This is a genomic window from Sphingobacterium sp. SGL-16, from assembly GCF_011043515.1.
GTDB lineage: Bacteria > Bacteroidota > Bacteroidia > Sphingobacteriales > Sphingobacteriaceae > Sphingobacterium > Sphingobacterium litopenaei.
In genome coordinates, this window is record NZ_JAAKGQ010000004.1 from 1 (window position 1) to 15,213 (window position 15,213).

Consider the following 15,213-nt stretch of genomic DNA (forward strand, 5'->3'; position numbering starts at 1 on the left):
TTGTTGTTTCTCCTTCAGTTTTCTTATTCTAGATTAATTTTTTCCTCCATTTATTTAAATATGTTTGTTTAGTTGTGGAAAAGTAATTTTCTGTAATGTAATTTAATTTTATAATATTTAAATAGAAGCACTTAAAGTACAGCATTATGAAGCCTGAATATGAAAATCTAAAAGTGATTAAAAATGAAGATTCCAAACGTTTTGAACTAACGGTCGATGTTTATACCGCGTTCATTGATTACAAGGAGAGAAATGGAGTAATCACCTTAATTCATACAGAAAGTCCTGAGGAGTTAGCTGGTCGAGGAGTGGCTACAGCATTGATTGAAAAAACCTTAGCTTATCTTGAAAATAATAAGATAACATTAGTTCCGCTTTGTCCATTGGTGGTAGCTTACATAAAAAGACATCCGGAATGGGTAAGAATTGTCCGCGAAGATTATAAAGCCAAATTTGTTTAATAGCTCGCCTAAATTATGGATTCAACGAAAAAACTAATTACTTATGAAGTTGCTGCCTCTATTGGTGCCGTAAATTATATAACTTCTATTACCGCAAATGGTAAAGAAATAATAGGAGATGAACCCCAATCGGTAGGAAGGCAGGATACAGGATTCAATCCTTACGAACTGTTGGCTTCTTCTTTGGGAATGTGTACAGTAGCGACCTTGAAAATGTATGCCGATAGGAAAGGATTTAATCTAGGAAGGATTGACGTAAAAGTCGAATTGGAACATAATACTACAGACAAGGTAGCTACTTTTCGTAAGTCTATTTCTTTTGAAAATAAGGATATCGCACAAAAAGATTTAAAGCGATTGATGGTTATAGCTGAGGCTTGTCCTGTCAATAAAATCCTTTCTAATGAAATATTAATAGAAACTACGTTTGAAGACTAATAAAATCTTAAGATTTACGTTGATTTTGTTGTAGATTTCGCAAATATTTTTTCTTTTATATTTTAACTTTTGAGTTAATACACCGATATTAGCGGAGCTTATAGAGAAAGGCAGAGGGAATAGACCCGCTGAAGCCTTAGCAACCTGACCATAGTCAAGGTGCTACATTCTACCCTGAGGGAAAGATAAGTTTTGGATAGACCGTACCTCCGTGTCTTTTCTCTTAGCCTGAACGAAAAGAATAAACATGAAAATCGTAGATCATATTAAAAACGCTAAAGGAAAAACGCTGTTTTCTTTCGAATTATTACCTCCTGCAAAAGGCCAAGGTATCCAGAGTATTTTTAATACCATGGATGAATTGATGGAATTCAACCCGCCGTTTATAGATGTAACTTATCACCGCGAAGATTATTTGTACAAACAACATGCGAATGGATTATTGGAGCGTGTGGCTTATCGTAAACGTCCTGGGACGGTTGCTATTTGTGCTGCGATTATGAACAAATACAAAGTAGATGCTGTGCCGCATTTGATTTGTGGAGGCTTTACGAAAGAAGAAACCGAAAACGCGTTGATAGATTTAGATTTCTTGGGAATCGATAATGTATTGGTTTTGCGCGGTGATGCACGTAAAGGTGATCCTGATTTTATACCTACTACAGGAGGTCATGCGTATGCTACGGATTTATTAGCCCAAGTAGCTGATATGAATAGCGGGAAATACTTACATGAAGATATCGAAAATAGTTCGAAAACGAATTTCTGTATAGGTGTTGCGGGTTATCCCGAAAAACATTTTGAAGCTCCGAACTTTAATACCGACTTCAAATGGCTGAAGAAAAAAGTAGAGATGGGCGCGGAATTTATTGTGACACAGATGTTTTATAACATTGAGAAATATAAGGAATTCGTAGTTAAATGCCGTGAAAATGATATTCATGTACCTATTATTCCAGGTTTGAAACCATTGACGACGAAAAAGCAATTAATTGCTTTGCCTAAAATATTTCACTTAGATATTCCAGAAGAATTAAGTGATGCGGTGGAAGCGTGTAAAACGAATGCTGACGTGCAAAAGGTAAGCAATGAATGGATGGTCAATATGTGTAAGGAATTGATTGAATTTGGCGTTCCTGTATTGCATTTTTATACGATGAGTAATCCAGGTCCTACAAAACGAATAGTAGAAAAATTAGCATAACAGAAAAAGCTTCCTTGTGGAAGCTTTTTTTATGGGTGTTAAAATCTGTTAATTAACACTTTAGCTATTACAATTCCTCTAAATTTATAATAGTTTCCAACACGCCTTAAACAACTATTATGAATTACAATAAAATCAACATTCTTTTGGGATGGTTCTGCGGAATAGTAGCAACACTAGTGTATGTCCTTACAGCTGATCGGTTTAACAGTTGGTGGGATACTGGAGAATTTGTAGCTTCTGCCTATAAATTGCAAGTTGTCCATCAGCCAGGTGCTCCTTTATTTTTGATGGTTCAAAATATCTTTAGCAACTTGGCAGGAGGGGAAGTCAGTAAAATCGCGTTTTGGATGAATGTTGGATCTGCTGTCTGCAGTGGACTGACGATTACCTTTCTTTTTTGGACGATTACTGCTTTGGCTCGAAAAGCTGTAAACATATCTTTCTCTAAATCTTCCATTTCGACTAATATCCAGATCTTTGGGGCTGGTCTTGTTGGTGCTTTGGCTTATGCATTTACGGATACCTTTTGGTATTCTGCAGTGGAAAGTGAAGTTTATGCAATGTCTTCCTTATGTACTGCAACTGTATTTTGGTTGATATTGAAGTGGGAAGCGAGAGCCGACCAGGACGACGCTAACCGATGGCTATTGGTCATTGCATTTGTAATGGGCTTATCTATCGGGGTGCATTTATTGAATCTATTGACGATTCCTGCATTAGCTTTGGTGGTGTATTTCAAAAAGACGGCTAAAATTTCCCTAAAAGGTGTGTTGACAACGTTGGGAATCGGCGTTGCTATCCTAGCATTTATACTTTGGGGTGTGATTCAATATAGTGTAAAATTGGCAGCCTATTTTGACTTATTCTTTGTGAATAGTTTGGGATTGGGATTTGGGTCTGGCATTTTGGTATTCATTGTTCTTTTAATTTCGCTAATAGTTTTGGGATTATATTACGCTAATCAAAAGAAAAAAGTGATACTACATCTGTCCATTTTATCCCTTTGTTTTGTCTTATTTGGTTTTAGTTCCTATACAATGCTTTTGGTCAGGGCACAAACCAATATTTCTTTAAATAATAATTCTCCAGACAATGCGTTTTCATTCTTAGGTTATTTAAGCCGAGAGCAATATGGTTCAGAACCGCTAATCAAAGGACCTACGTATAATTCAAAACCTATTGCTGTACAGGAAAACCATACGTATAGAAAAGATGAGGAAAAATATACAAGGATAGATGCGCCAGGTAAGTATGCTTATGATAATGAAATGTTTTTTCCACGTTTATGGAGTGCGGATAAAGCTCCTTTCTATTCATACTATACGGGATTAGATCAGGATGAAGCTCCAACCATGTGGGGTAATCTGAAATTCTTTTTTACGTATCAGGTAAACCATATGTATGCGCGTTATTTCCTTTGGAATTTTGTTGGCAGGCAAAATGATGAACCCAGTCATGGTAGTGCGATTCATGGAAATTGGATTGCGGGTATTTCAGCTTTAGATGACACGCGATTAGGAAAGGAATCCCTATACGAAAACTATGAGAATCCTTCACGTAATGTATATTATTTCTTGCCTTTGTTTTTAGGAATTCTTGGATTGGTGTGGCATTATAAAAAATCTAAACGTGACAGTTTTATCGTTGGTTTATTGTTTTTCTTTACGGGATTAGCAATTGTCATTTATTTAAACCAAACTCCGATGCAACCGCGTGAAAGAGATTATGCCTATGCTGGCTCTTTCTACATGTTTAGCGTTTGGATTGGACTAGGGGCAATTGCAGTTTTAGATATTTTACGACGGATATATGCGAATAAAGTAGTCGCTAGCATTTCTTTAGCGTTTGTATTTGTAGCTGGTCCGGGGATTTTGGCGTATCAAAATTGGGATGATCATGATCGCTCCGATCGTACGTGGACGCGTGATATGGCGTACAACTATTTGGAATCATGCGAGCCCAATGCTATACTTTTCACTTATGCAGATAACGATACCTTTCCTTTGTGGTATTTGCAAGAAGTAGAGGGTGTGCGGACCGATGTTCGGATAGTGAATTTGAGTTATCTTCAGTCAGATTGGTATGTTAAACAAACCATGCAGGACATCAATTTGGCTCAGGCCGCACCAATTCATATTCATCCTGATAAAATCAAGAAAGGTATACGTGATGTAATCCATTATTACGATATGGAGGTGGATGGATATGTTGATTTGGACACCCTTCTAGAGGTTATGCTTTCTGATAATCAAAGCAACCAATTGCCCTTATCTAATGGAAAATATGTAAATGTATTGCCCACTAAAAATATCCAAATGATAATAGATAAAGATTCAGTACTGCGTAATAAAGTCGTTCCAAAATCTTGGGAAAAAGACATCGCTGAGGTGATGCAATGGAGTTATAACAAACCGTATGTTACAAAATCTGAATTGAGTTTACTTTCCATCATACTACATAATAATTGGGAACGTCCGATTTATTTTGCCAATATGTTGGGGTCTGAAAATTTTATTGGTCTAGACAAATATTTAGTAAATGAAGGATTAGTCTATCGATTAATGCCCATTGAAAAAGAACAGCCTGAAAATGAAATTTCTTTGGTGAATACAGATACCTTGTATCGAAATGTAACTTCAAAATATGTTTATGGAAGTATATCAGATCTTGAACATTATGATGTGGATTATAGACGTTTTGTACAGAGTTATTTGTTTGATAAAACCGTAAATCTCACATTGGATTCTTTAGTAAAAGAAGAACGCTTGCAAGAAGCTAAGAACGTTGCATTGTTAGCGTTGCAGCATATGCCAAAACGTATAGTTGATATACATCATGTGCAATCTAATGCTGTAGTTGTGGATACGTTGATTAAAGTAAAAGAAAAAGAAAAGGCTCAACTGATTGCCAGTCGTGATATTGATTATATCGAATCAAATTTAAACTATTTAGTGGGAAAGGCAGATAAACTTACAGGATTCGATCGATTGGAAATAAATACCACGGTTGACTCCTTAAATCGATATAAAGAGATTGCTAATGCTCTTGGAAACGAGAAGCTAATTACACAAGTTCAGCGTATTGAGAATAAATACTTAAGTAATTAAAAAAGGAGGTCTTTGACCTCCTTTTCTGTATGTTTATCCTTTTTTGACTTCTTTAGCCCAAGAGTCTTTCAAAGTAACTGTTCTATTGAAAACCAGATGTTCTGGTGTAGATTTAGTGTCCAAATTGAAATATCCTAAGCGAATAAATTGGTAACCTTTGCCTGGTACAGCATTTGCCAAATCCGGTTCGATATACGCTTTTGGAATAATAGTCAAGCTATTTGGATTTAAAGATGCTTTGAAATCTTCTTCCGCAGCTGGGTTTTCTACTTGGAATAGACGGTCGTACAAACGTACTTCTGCTTCTTTAGCATGTGCTGTAGAAATCCAGTGAATAGTTCCTTTTACTTTCAATCCTGAAGTATCTTCGCCAGATTTCGAATTTGGAATATAATTACAGTGGATTTCTGTTACATTTCCATTTTCGTCTTTTTTGAAATCATGACATTCTACAATATATCCATGTTTCAAACGTACTGAAAGACCTGGTCCCAAACGGAAGAATTTCTTAGGAGGCTCTTCCATGAAATCATCACGTTCAATCCACAATTCTTTTGTGAAAGGAATAATGCGTGAACCTTCGCCACCTTCTACTTCTGGATTATTTTCTCCTACAAGCTCTTCCACTTTTCCATCAGGATAGTTTGTAATTACTAATTTGATAGGATCCAATACCGCCATTCTGCGCCAAGCTGTTTTGTTCAAATCCTCACGGATACAGAATTCCAACAAGCTGACATCGATCATATTTTCACGTTTTTGGATACCGATACGTTCCGCAAAATTTCGAATACTTGCAGGTGTATAGCCACGACGACGCAACCCTGAAATAGTAGGCATACGCGGGTCGTCCCAGCTTTCTACGTGACCTTCGTTTACCAATTGTAATAATTTACGCTTACTCATTACGGTATAAGTCATGTTAAGACGCGCAAATTCATATTGTTTAGAAGGGAAAATTTCTAATTGTTCGATCAGCCAATCGTACAAAGCACGGTGGGGAATAAATTCCAATGTACATATGGAATGCGTGATTTTTTCTATGGAATCCGATTGTCCGTGTGCAAAGTCATACATTGGATAGATGCACCATTTGTCTCCTGTACGGTGGTGATGGGCATGTTTGATACGATAAATAATCGGATCACGCATGTGCATGTTTGGATTAGACAAATCTATTTTAGCACGTAGCACCTTCTCACCATCTTGATACTTTCCATCACGCATCTCTTGGAAGAGCTGTAAATTTTCTTCCACCGAACGGCTGCGGTTTGGTGTAGGAACACCAGGTTCTGTAGGTGTGCCTTTTGCTGTTGCAATTTCTTCTGCTGTACTGTCATCTACATAAGCCAATCCTTTTTTGATTAGCGTGACAGCATATTCATATAATGTTTCGAAATAATCCGAAGTGTATAATTCTTCAGCCCACTGGAAGCCTAACCATTGGATATCGTTTTTGATGCTTTCTACATACTCAGTATCCTCAGTTACAGGGTTTGTGTCATCAAAACGAAGGTTTGTCTTGCCATTATATTTTTGTGCCAATCCGAAGTTAAGACAGATGGATTTGGCATGGCCAATATGAAGATAGCCGTTTGGCTCAGGAGGAAATCTCGTCAATACGCGACCATCATGTTTTCCTGTTCGAAGATCTTCTTCGATAATTTCTTCAATAAAATTTAATGATTTTTCTTCCTCTATCATGGTGCAAAGTTACTTATATATTGCTAAATATAGGAATGTTGCGTATAAAATATATAGGACTATGTCGTAATAAATCTAAATAGTTTTTAAATTAGGATATGAATAATCTACATTGCACTCGATACTGGATTTTATTAATTTTCAGTCTGCCTATATTGCTTATTGCTAAACCTAAAAAACCAGCTATTTTAATTTACGGCAGTACGATAGAAGCCTATGTGGCAGCTTTGCAATCGGCAGCTTCTGGTGTTCCTACGCTTTGGGTAAATCCTGCCTCGTATTCTTTTGAGAAAGATAAGTTTGAGCTTAAAAGTTCAGAAGAAGGAAAGCTGATAGATGGAGGTGTGGTAAATCAATTCATAAAAGAAGAACGAAGTAAAAAAGACTCCACGAATAGTTTTATCCTGAACGGAAAAAGGCAATCTTATAATGTGCTTACAGCAGATAATTTATTTTTAACAATACTTAATGGTGAGGATGTTGTAAATATTGAACATTCGAAAAGTTGGAAGGTGACTTTGTCCAACAAAAGCAATTATGCAGTTCATGTGGTTATGGACGCCAGCATTGGTCATACATTAGCATCCAAAGCTAAAGTTGAAAATTTGCCACAAGCTCAGTTTATGCGAGCGAATGCGCTTACAATAGCCGATGCTAGAAGTGTCGTATTGGTAGGAGAGAAGCAAGGTGAGGTAGTGGTTTCGAGGTTGGGAGATTTGATAAGCCAAAAGGATAATTTTTTTGTAGCAGGTGGGAATGATTTTATAGAAAGAGATAACCTTAATTTTAGATTGGCATATGGACAGGTGATGGGGGCTATTGCAGGTTATTGTACTTTTTTTAAGACTACTACAGACAAAATAGACTTGCGTACGTTGCAAAATGAATTACTGATGTTTAGAAGCCGATTATTACCTACGGTAGATGTGAGTTATCAAGACAAGAATTTTATATCGTTGCAAAGAATGTATCTTGCCGGAATACTTCCTTTAAGCACGAGCGAGGGTAAGCCCGCATTTGATTTAGCAGATTCGGTACGAGTATCGGATATTAAACCCATAGTAAATCAATTTTATTCTCGGGCACAATTGTGGTTCGTAGACAATACTCCAGAATTTTTAACCGTTCAAGATGCTTTAAATCTAATTAAATTCACGGCTTTTAGAGCGGAAGAATTGGATGTAGAAGTGAAAAATAAATGGAATAAAGAATTAACCTTCAAGGGTGAATTTGATCCCTCAAAGGTTATTTCCAGATATGAATTTGCTGTATTGTTTGATAAATATGCTGCGCCCTTTGTGAAAAAAGTAAGTCAGGATGGTGCTACGATCTATCGTTAGTCCGTAACATTTAGTAAACGATCGCGCAATAATAGACAAGCGCCAAAAGAGGCTAGGTTATCATTTTTTGAAGATAAAATTATCTTGGTGTCCCTGTTTACAGTTGACAGCGAGTATTTGTTTACTGCATTTTTCAATGGCAAACTAAGGTATTCTTCGGATTTGGCAACTACTCCACCAATTATAATTAATTCTGGATTGAAGATATTAATAAGTGAAGCAATACCGCGTCCAAGCTTATCACCGATATAATTGATAGCTTCAATACAAAGGTTATCATCTTTTTTGGCTGCGGAGATAATATCATTTAGTTTGATCTCCTCAATTTTTTTGAATTTTTTGGTCAAACTACTAGTAGCTCCATCATTAATTTGATCTGTCACACGTCTTATTAAAGCATAACCAGAAGCTTCTGTTTCCAAACATCCTTTTTTACCACATTTACAGATTATATCGTTATCAAAAATGGAGATATGTCCGAATTCACCCGAGAACCCAGATTTACCATAATATAATTTTCCATCAATCATTATGCCTAGACCAATACCGTTGTCGACATTGATAAATAAAGCATCCTTTTCATCGGTTAATATTCCGCTACTAAACTCTGCATAGGAAAGCGCTTTGGTGTCATTCTCCAAGAATGTGGGAATGCCAATATTTTCCTCAAACAATTTAGATAAAGGATCCTCATAAAAATTAAAATAGGAATACGAGTAACCCGTTCTGTAGTTAATGCGTCCGGTAAGGTTAATACCCACACCTAATATTTTTTCTTTTACGATATTGTGTTTCGCGATAAATTCATTGATCTCTTTACAAATATCCAAAAGAGATTGCTCATTGTTTTCCAATAAATAAGGGATGTTATCTTTTTTGGAGACAATATCTTTTTTCATATTGATCATAGAGATACTTAAGTTGTCAATACCAACTTGTACCCCTATAAAATAAGCGGAATTTGCCACCAGACCATAGGTGTTCGGTTTGCGACCTACGGCAGAAGTTGTCTTACCGTAATCTTTCACGAGCTCGTCCTCGATAAGTTCGCTTACGCACTCATTAATTTTAGGAATACTTATATTGAACTCTTTACTCAATTCTGCAATAGTAGCAGTCTCGTTTGTGGCAAAGTAGGCTAATATCTTTTTCTTAAGTCTAATATTTTTGTAGGCAACACCATTTTTATTTGCCTCGTGAATATCTTTAAAAAAGTTAGATGTCATATAACTTGTTAGGCTTAATACATTTATTTAATCAAATTAGCTAAGTAATAAAAGTTTATAAAAATATTTAATAATATGTTTTTAATAATTCATTTTTTTTAAATATAATTGAAAACTATTTGTAGCTAAAAGCTAATTTATAGTAAATCTAAATTATTTTTAGTTGAAATCCTAATTTTAGATATTAAAACATTACACTACAAAAACCTAATCTGTGAAAAACGAATCGAATAAAAAATCCATTCATCCAATATCTTGGATACCTACTACATGGTTTGCAATGGGGTTGCCTTTTGTCGCATTGTCTGGAGCTAGTTCAATCATGTACAAAAATATGGGTGTTTCTGATGCTCAGATCGCATTTTGGACTTCTTTAATCATGTTGCCGTGGACGCTAAAACCTTTTTGGGGACCATTTTTGGAATTGTACAAGACGAAGAAATTCTTTGTGTATGTCACGCAAATTTTCACTGGAATATTATTTGGATTAGTAGGAGTAACGCTACAATTGGATCATTTTTTCAGTTTCTCAATTGCGGTTTTGACTATTATAGCTTTGAGTGCTTCCACGCATGATACAGCCGCCGATGGGGTGTATTTAAATGAGTTGGATGCCAAAAATCAGGCGAAATATGTGGGATGGCAAGGTGCTTTTTATAATATTGCTAAAGTTTTTTCTGGAGGCGTATTGGTGTATTTGGCGGGCGAATTGGAACAAAGGATCGGTATTTCAAACGCTTGGATGGTTGTCATGTTTTGTTATGGAATCTTGATGGTTGGTTTGGGGTTATATAATGCAAAAGCTTTGCCGAATAGCCAAGAAGAAGCTAAAACCACTACGTTAAAAGAAGGTTTTGTGACCCTAAAAGATGTGATTATCACTTTTTTTCAAAAGAAGAATATATGGTATAGCTTATTGTTTGTCGTTTTTTATCGTTTTGCTGAAGGTCAAGCAATTAAAATTATTCCTTTGTTTTTTAAGGCGGATCGTGCTGAAGGTGGCTTGGGTTTAAGTACTTCAGAAATCGGTTTATTGTATGGAGTTTTCGGGGCAATCGCTTTCGTTTTAGGGTCTATTTTGGCTGGTAATTATGTGGCTAAGAAGGGGTTAAATAGGCGAACTTTATTGACTTTGTGTGCCTGTTTCAATATTCCATTTGCGGCATATGCATTTTTAGCTGTTTTTGTTCCTACTAATTTAGTGGTTATTGCTACGGCTGTAATCGTCGAATATTTTGGATATGGTTTTGGTTTTGTGGGGATAATTTTGTTCACCATGCAAAATATTGCTCCAGGAAAATATAAAATGGCTCACTATGCTTTTGGTAGTGGACTGATTAATTTGGGTTTTATGTTGCCTTCGATGTTGAGTGGGGTGCTAAGTGATCATATGGGGTATAAAACATTTTTTATATGGGTTCTAATTTCTACTATTCCTGCTTTTCTTGTATCATGGTTTGTGCCTTTACGCAAGCCCGATGAAGAAGAGGAAGAGATGAGTAAAAATTAAATTATATTTCTTAATAAGATATTATTATTTATTGGGATGACAATATATATTTTAAAAAAAATTAAAATATATATTGTCAATTTGAATAATTTTTTATTATTTAGCGTCAGTTACCTAAAAAAGTAAATTTCAGGTTTAGATGATTTCTAACCTCATAAATTTTCTAACAATTAGGTCTGCTACTAACGTTAAACATTTAGAACCATAATAATGCGTAAATTTTTTATTCTCTTTAGTCTTTTTGTAATAACATTAACCTCTGCTTACGCACAATTAAAAACTGATGTAATTATTGTTGGAGGAGGGGCGAGTGGCACTATGGCGGCGATTCAGTCGGCTAGATTAGGAGTAAAGTCTATTGTTATAGAGGAGACAGTTTGGCTAGGAGGGATGTTGACCTCAGCGGGAGTGTCTGCGATAGATGGAAATCATAATATGCCTTCGGGCTTATGGGGGGAATTTCGTAGTCACCTGTATGCTTATTATGGCGGACCTGCAGCTGTTGAAACAGGCTGGGTAAGTAACACTTTATTTGAACCTAAGGTAGGTAATCAAATCTTGCAAAAAATGGTTGCGGCAGAGCCAAATGTCAAGGTGCTTTATGAAAGTAAATGGAAATCTGCAGAAAAAAAGAATGGCGATTGGGTGTTAACGTACGCAGATTCCAAAAATAAAATTCATACTATTGAAGGTAAAGTATTGATCGATGCAACCGAACTAGGTGATGTGATGGCTTCATTAAAAGTGCCTTATTATTTAGGTATGGATAGCAAAGATCTGACTAAAGAGCCGTTTGCACTGGATCAAGCGAACGATATTATTCAAGACATGACGTATGTAGTTACGTTAAAAGATTTTGGCCCCAACGCTAATAAGACGATTAAAAAACCTAAAAATTATTCGAAAGAAGAATTTGCTGGCTGTTGTGATGTCTCCGACCCTGCAACATTCAATAAGGACAACAACGATTGTTTCAAGATGTTGACTTATGGTAGATTGCCAAATAATAAGTTTATGATCAATTGGCCTAAAAAAGGAAATGATATCTACTTAAACATTATTGAAAAATCTCCGGAAGAGCGCGTCAACGCTTTGGAAGAAGCAAAGCAAATGACATTACGCTTTGTATATTATATTCAGCATGAGTTGGGTTTCAAAAATTTAGGTATTGATTTCGATGAGTATCCTACTAAAGATGGATTCCCAATGATTCCTTATCACAGAGAATCAAGACGTGTTGTAGGTAAATCTTTGTTTGCTTTGCAACATATCATGACGCCGTATGAAACGCCAGAAAAGTACTACCGTGCTGGTGTTATTGTGGGTGATTATCCAATTGATCATCATCATTATAAATATGGTAATGCCCCAGAAATTGATTTTGTGAAAATACGTGTTCCATCCTACAATGTTCCGTTAGGTGTATTATTACCTAAAGATTATGAGGGATTGATTATCGCTGAAAAGAGTATAGGTTCTACAAATATCGTTAATGGAGCGACGCGTCTTCAACCTGTAGTGTTAGGAATAGGACAAGCGTCAGGTGTATTGGCGGCGCTTTCTGTGAAACAAAATAAATTGCCTTCTCAAGTATCTATTCGTGATGTACAATCTACTTTATTAGATCATAAAGCGTATATCATGCCATATTTTGATGTTCCTACTACGGATCCTCAGTTTAAAGTCTTGCATAAAATAGGTGCAACAGGTGTAATTAAAGCTGTGGGAGTGCCTTACAAATGGGCTAATCAAACTTGGTTTTACCCGGAAAGAGAGATTAGTGAGTATGAATTGATGGAGGGCTTGCGTCTTTATTATCCAGTATTAAATAGTGTGTGGACAGCTTCAGGTAAAGCATTGACAGTAGCAGGCTTCCAGGATTTGATGAAAGAAATCAAGAAGGAAATTTCTTTGGAGCAAGTAAATACATTATTGAAGAAACAAGGTCTACCAGTTGTAACAGGAGAAAGTGCTCTTCTAAACAGAAGGTATACTTCGGTGTTGTTGGATGCGCATCTTGCACTTTTCGAAAAAGAAATTGACCATTCTGGAAATCTAAAATAATTATCTATCTACCTTTTTTTGCCCTTCATTGACCATGTTGGGCAAAATTATAAATCTATGAAAATGAAAAAAATATTGTGTTATTCTCTTTTGTTGGGGGCTTTAGGAACATATCAAGTTTCAAAAGCACAAGATTTCAATAATCCAAAAGTTATAAGTAAAGTGGAGCAAGTTATCAAAAAGGCTAAAGTTGGTAATTTGGTCATCTTGGATGAATTTTTGACCACTGCATATCCTACAGTTAATTACACAAAAGAGGTGTTGCCAAGTCCACAGTTTCTTATTTCAGACGATCCCGAATATATCCGTGTTCCCGAAGCTATTGCAATGCAAGAAAATGTAGCTCCTGGAGCAGTAAGATTGTATGTATACAATGTAAATGGTGTAAAAGAGCCTCAACAGATAAAAACAAAGATTACGGCAGTAATTAAAAATACAGGTAAAGAGAAAATGACTTTGCGTATGCTAAAGTATTCTTCTCAAAAACCATCAACCAATTATTTTGAAATTGGAAAAAAAGGTTTGGAAGATTATTTCAAATCTGATGTACAGAATGATGTACGCTTTATCCAACCAGGAGAAGTTGTTTCTATCGACCAACAATTGGAAAAAAATATTGTAAGCTACGATGAATTGGTACATGGATTCTATGAATTTGTAGTAGATCAACCTGCTCAGATCAGTGTATTGCAGACATCACCTGAGAAATCGGGGCCACAAGCGTATGCGCAGATTAAAACTGTAATTCCGCATAGCCATGCCAATGCAGGACGTGGAATTTTTGGAGTTTCGAATTACAAGATTACGGCTACAGATACAATTAGTACAGCCAGTGGCGTGACACAATTAGTTATTGCTGATGGAAAAACTGATCCTTGGATCACGGGTACTATTGGGGAGAAGAAAGAATTTGCAAAGAACGCAGGTAACTACGGTGTGATGTACCACACGAAAATCAAGTGGAAAAGTACAGAGGGTAAAGGTTTGGCTTTAGTAACTTGGAATTCACGCTCGGCAGATAACCAATGGTGTGGCGGAATGGGTTTGACAATGAGTTTGACGAACCCTGATGGGTCTAGTACTGTTCGTCAATTACCCAACAATGCCTTGATTACTAAAGCAGCTCCAGAAGCTATTTTAGTGGAAATCTATAAACCAGATCCTACAAAAGAGATTCAAGAAATTGATTTCATTTACTCTCCTCCAGGAGCGTCTTGTTTACCAACACCTTTAGTACTAATCCCAGTTAATTTATAAGTGATGTTTAAGCGTATTATTAATTTATCTCTGGTTTGCTTGTTGTTAGCTTGTAGTAAGGGTGAAGACTCTAAGACTACACCTGAAGAAACAAAGCCGAATCCCGAACCAACGGAGAAATATACATTTTTAGAGAACGAGGTTCGTCCAGCAAGCTCATTAGCTTGTTTTGCGGGAGCTTACTATCGCAAAGTGGTGAGTAGTAAAGATACTTGGATAGGTATCAGTGGTGAGGTTACTTTACCAACTATCAAATTCGATGAAATCAGATTTAATCCAGCTAAACCTAAGCAGTACCTTGATAATCCTTCGGTGTATATGGGTGGAAGTATGGACGGTCAAGAGACAGATATCGGTTTGACTTGGGAAGTAATCCGCCACGAAAATGGCGCGGTATCAGAAGAAAGAGTAGCTTTTCGTCCCTTCCTTCGTCGTGCTTCACACAAATCTGGTCAAGCAAGTTTGTATGTGAATGCACCAGCACAAAAGGAATACTACTGGTATCCGGGCGAAAAAGTTGAAATGTCCGTAGAAGTAATTTCGAATGGTGTTTTGAAATTGAGTATAAAAGGAGCAGGGAAAAGTTATGAGACAACTTTCGAAGCGGCTGGATATACATTGACAGGTGTGGGTGAGTTCAAGCGTGTCAACGCGATTGACCAAGTAAGCAACGAAGGAAAGCCAGCGCAATATACAGAAGCAGTGGTTAGTAATTCGAAATGGTCTTATACAAATTTAATACGTCGTCAAAAAGGAGAACGCGTTGTCGTACCAATGCACAATGGGCGTATGACGAGTATGCTTTGTCCAGCTACTAAACATTTCTCTATAGAGCAAAACGAGGAAGAAGCCAAAGTTGGCGCAGAAACAATTTCAATCAGCGGGAAAGGATTTTAGAG

11 protein-coding genes and 1 riboswitch are annotated in these 15,213 nt (G+C 36.4%); of the genes, 9 read left to right on the top strand and 2 right to left on the bottom strand.

What is annotated here, in order from left to right; translation table 11 throughout:
- Positions 1–146: 146 nt before the first annotated feature.
- The 4 genes from G5B32_RS02430 (at position 147) to G5B32_RS02445 (ending at position 5,213) form a co-directional block, all read left to right on the top strand.
- On the top strand, positions 147–461 hold the full coding sequence (locus tag G5B32_RS02430) for a GNAT family N-acetyltransferase (RefSeq protein WP_165289967.1): 315 nt from the start codon (positions 147–149) through the stop codon (positions 459–461).
- Positions 462–476: 15 nt separating this feature from the next.
- Positions 477–899 (top strand): OsmC family protein, encoded by a 423-nt coding sequence (locus G5B32_RS02435; RefSeq protein ID WP_165289968.1) that lies wholly within the window; start codon positions 477–479, stop codon positions 897–899.
- A gap of 95 nt (positions 900–994) precedes the next feature.
- Positions 995–1,091, top strand: a riboswitch (SAM riboswitch).
- Positions 1,092–1,146: 55 nt separating this feature from the next.
- On the top strand, positions 1,147–2,103 hold the full coding sequence (locus tag G5B32_RS02440; RefSeq protein ID WP_165289969.1) for a methylenetetrahydrofolate reductase: 957 nt from the start codon (positions 1,147–1,149) through the stop codon (positions 2,101–2,103).
- A gap of 119 nt (positions 2,104–2,222) precedes the next feature.
- Complete coding sequence (locus G5B32_RS02445) at positions 2,223–5,213, top strand: DUF2723 domain-containing protein (RefSeq protein ID WP_165289970.1); 2,991 nt, start codon at positions 2,223–2,225, stop codon at positions 5,211–5,213.
- A 33-nt stretch (positions 5,214–5,246) separates the two neighbouring features.
- On the opposite strand, the gene G5B32_RS02450 is transcribed toward G5B32_RS02445, so the two are convergent.
- On the bottom strand, positions 5,247–6,917 hold the full coding sequence (locus G5B32_RS02450; RefSeq protein ID WP_165289971.1) for a glutamine--tRNA ligase/YqeY domain fusion protein: 1,671 nt from the start codon (positions 6,915–6,917) through the stop codon (positions 5,247–5,249).
- Between the two features lie 98 nt (positions 6,918–7,015).
- Here G5B32_RS02450 and G5B32_RS02455 point away from each other — a divergent pair, with 98 nt between their 5' ends.
- The gene (locus G5B32_RS02455; protein WP_165289972.1) at positions 7,016–8,257 is read left to right on the top strand and encodes a hypothetical protein; all 1,242 of its coding nucleotides are present in this window, start codon (positions 7,016–7,018) and stop codon (positions 8,255–8,257) included.
- Here the strand turns inward: G5B32_RS02455 and G5B32_RS02460 are convergent.
- Positions 8,254–9,483, bottom strand: coding sequence for an ROK family transcriptional regulator (locus G5B32_RS02460; RefSeq protein WP_165289973.1), 1,230 nt, complete (start codon positions 9,481–9,483; stop codon positions 8,254–8,256). The genes G5B32_RS02455 and G5B32_RS02460 overlap by 4 nt on opposite strands.
- Before the next feature lie 214 nt (positions 9,484–9,697).
- Between G5B32_RS02460 and G5B32_RS02465 the strand changes: the two genes are divergently transcribed.
- From G5B32_RS02465 to G5B32_RS02480, 4 genes are all read left to right on the top strand, one after another.
- Positions 9,698–10,993 (top strand): MFS transporter, encoded by a 1,296-nt coding sequence (locus G5B32_RS02465; RefSeq protein ID WP_317166071.1) that lies wholly within the window; start codon positions 9,698–9,700, stop codon positions 10,991–10,993.
- A gap of 210 nt (positions 10,994–11,203) precedes the next feature.
- Positions 11,204–13,057: an FAD-dependent oxidoreductase gene (locus G5B32_RS02470; protein ID WP_165289974.1), complete on the top strand. Its 1,854-nt coding sequence runs from the start codon at positions 11,204–11,206 to the stop codon at positions 13,055–13,057.
- A 63-nt stretch (positions 13,058–13,120) separates the two neighbouring features.
- Positions 13,121–14,314, top strand: a complete 1,194-nt coding sequence (locus G5B32_RS02475; RefSeq protein ID WP_165289975.1) for a copper amine oxidase — start codon at positions 13,121–13,123, stop codon at positions 14,312–14,314.
- Positions 14,315–14,317: 3 nt separating this feature from the next.
- Complete coding sequence (locus G5B32_RS02480; RefSeq protein WP_206366767.1) at positions 14,318–15,211, top strand: hypothetical protein; 894 nt, start codon at positions 14,318–14,320, stop codon at positions 15,209–15,211.
- Positions 15,212–15,213: the final 2 nt, after the last annotated feature.

Excerpts from the sequence above, each read along its gene's own strand:
- G5B32_RS02475 (WP_165289975.1), top strand. The coding sequence starts at position 13,121 with ATGAAAAAAATATTGTGTTATTCTCTTTTGTTGGGGGCTTTAGGAACA.
- G5B32_RS02455 (WP_165289972.1), top strand. The coding sequence starts at position 7,016 with ATGAATAATCTACATTGCACTCGATACTGGATTTTATTAATTTTCAGT.
- G5B32_RS02460 (WP_165289973.1), bottom strand. The coding sequence starts at position 9,483 with ATGACATCTAACTTTTTTAAAGATATTCACGAGGCAAATAAAAATGGT.
- G5B32_RS02450 (WP_165289971.1), bottom strand. The coding sequence starts at position 6,917 with ATGATAGAGGAAGAAAAATCATTAAATTTTATTGAAGAAATTATCGAA.
- G5B32_RS02430 (WP_165289967.1), top strand. The coding sequence starts at position 147 with ATGAAGCCTGAATATGAAAATCTAAAAGTGATTAAAAATGAAGATTCC.
- G5B32_RS02445 (WP_165289970.1), top strand. The coding sequence starts at position 2,223 with ATGAATTACAATAAAATCAACATTCTTTTGGGATGGTTCTGCGGAATA.
- G5B32_RS02480 (WP_206366767.1), top strand. The coding sequence starts at position 14,318 with ATGTTTAAGCGTATTATTAATTTATCTCTGGTTTGCTTGTTGTTAGCT.
- G5B32_RS02470 (WP_165289974.1), top strand. The coding sequence starts at position 11,204 with ATGCGTAAATTTTTTATTCTCTTTAGTCTTTTTGTAATAACATTAACC.
- G5B32_RS02435 (WP_165289968.1), top strand. The coding sequence starts at position 477 with ATGGATTCAACGAAAAAACTAATTACTTATGAAGTTGCTGCCTCTATT.
- G5B32_RS02440 (WP_165289969.1), top strand. The coding sequence starts at position 1,147 with ATGAAAATCGTAGATCATATTAAAAACGCTAAAGGAAAAACGCTGTTT.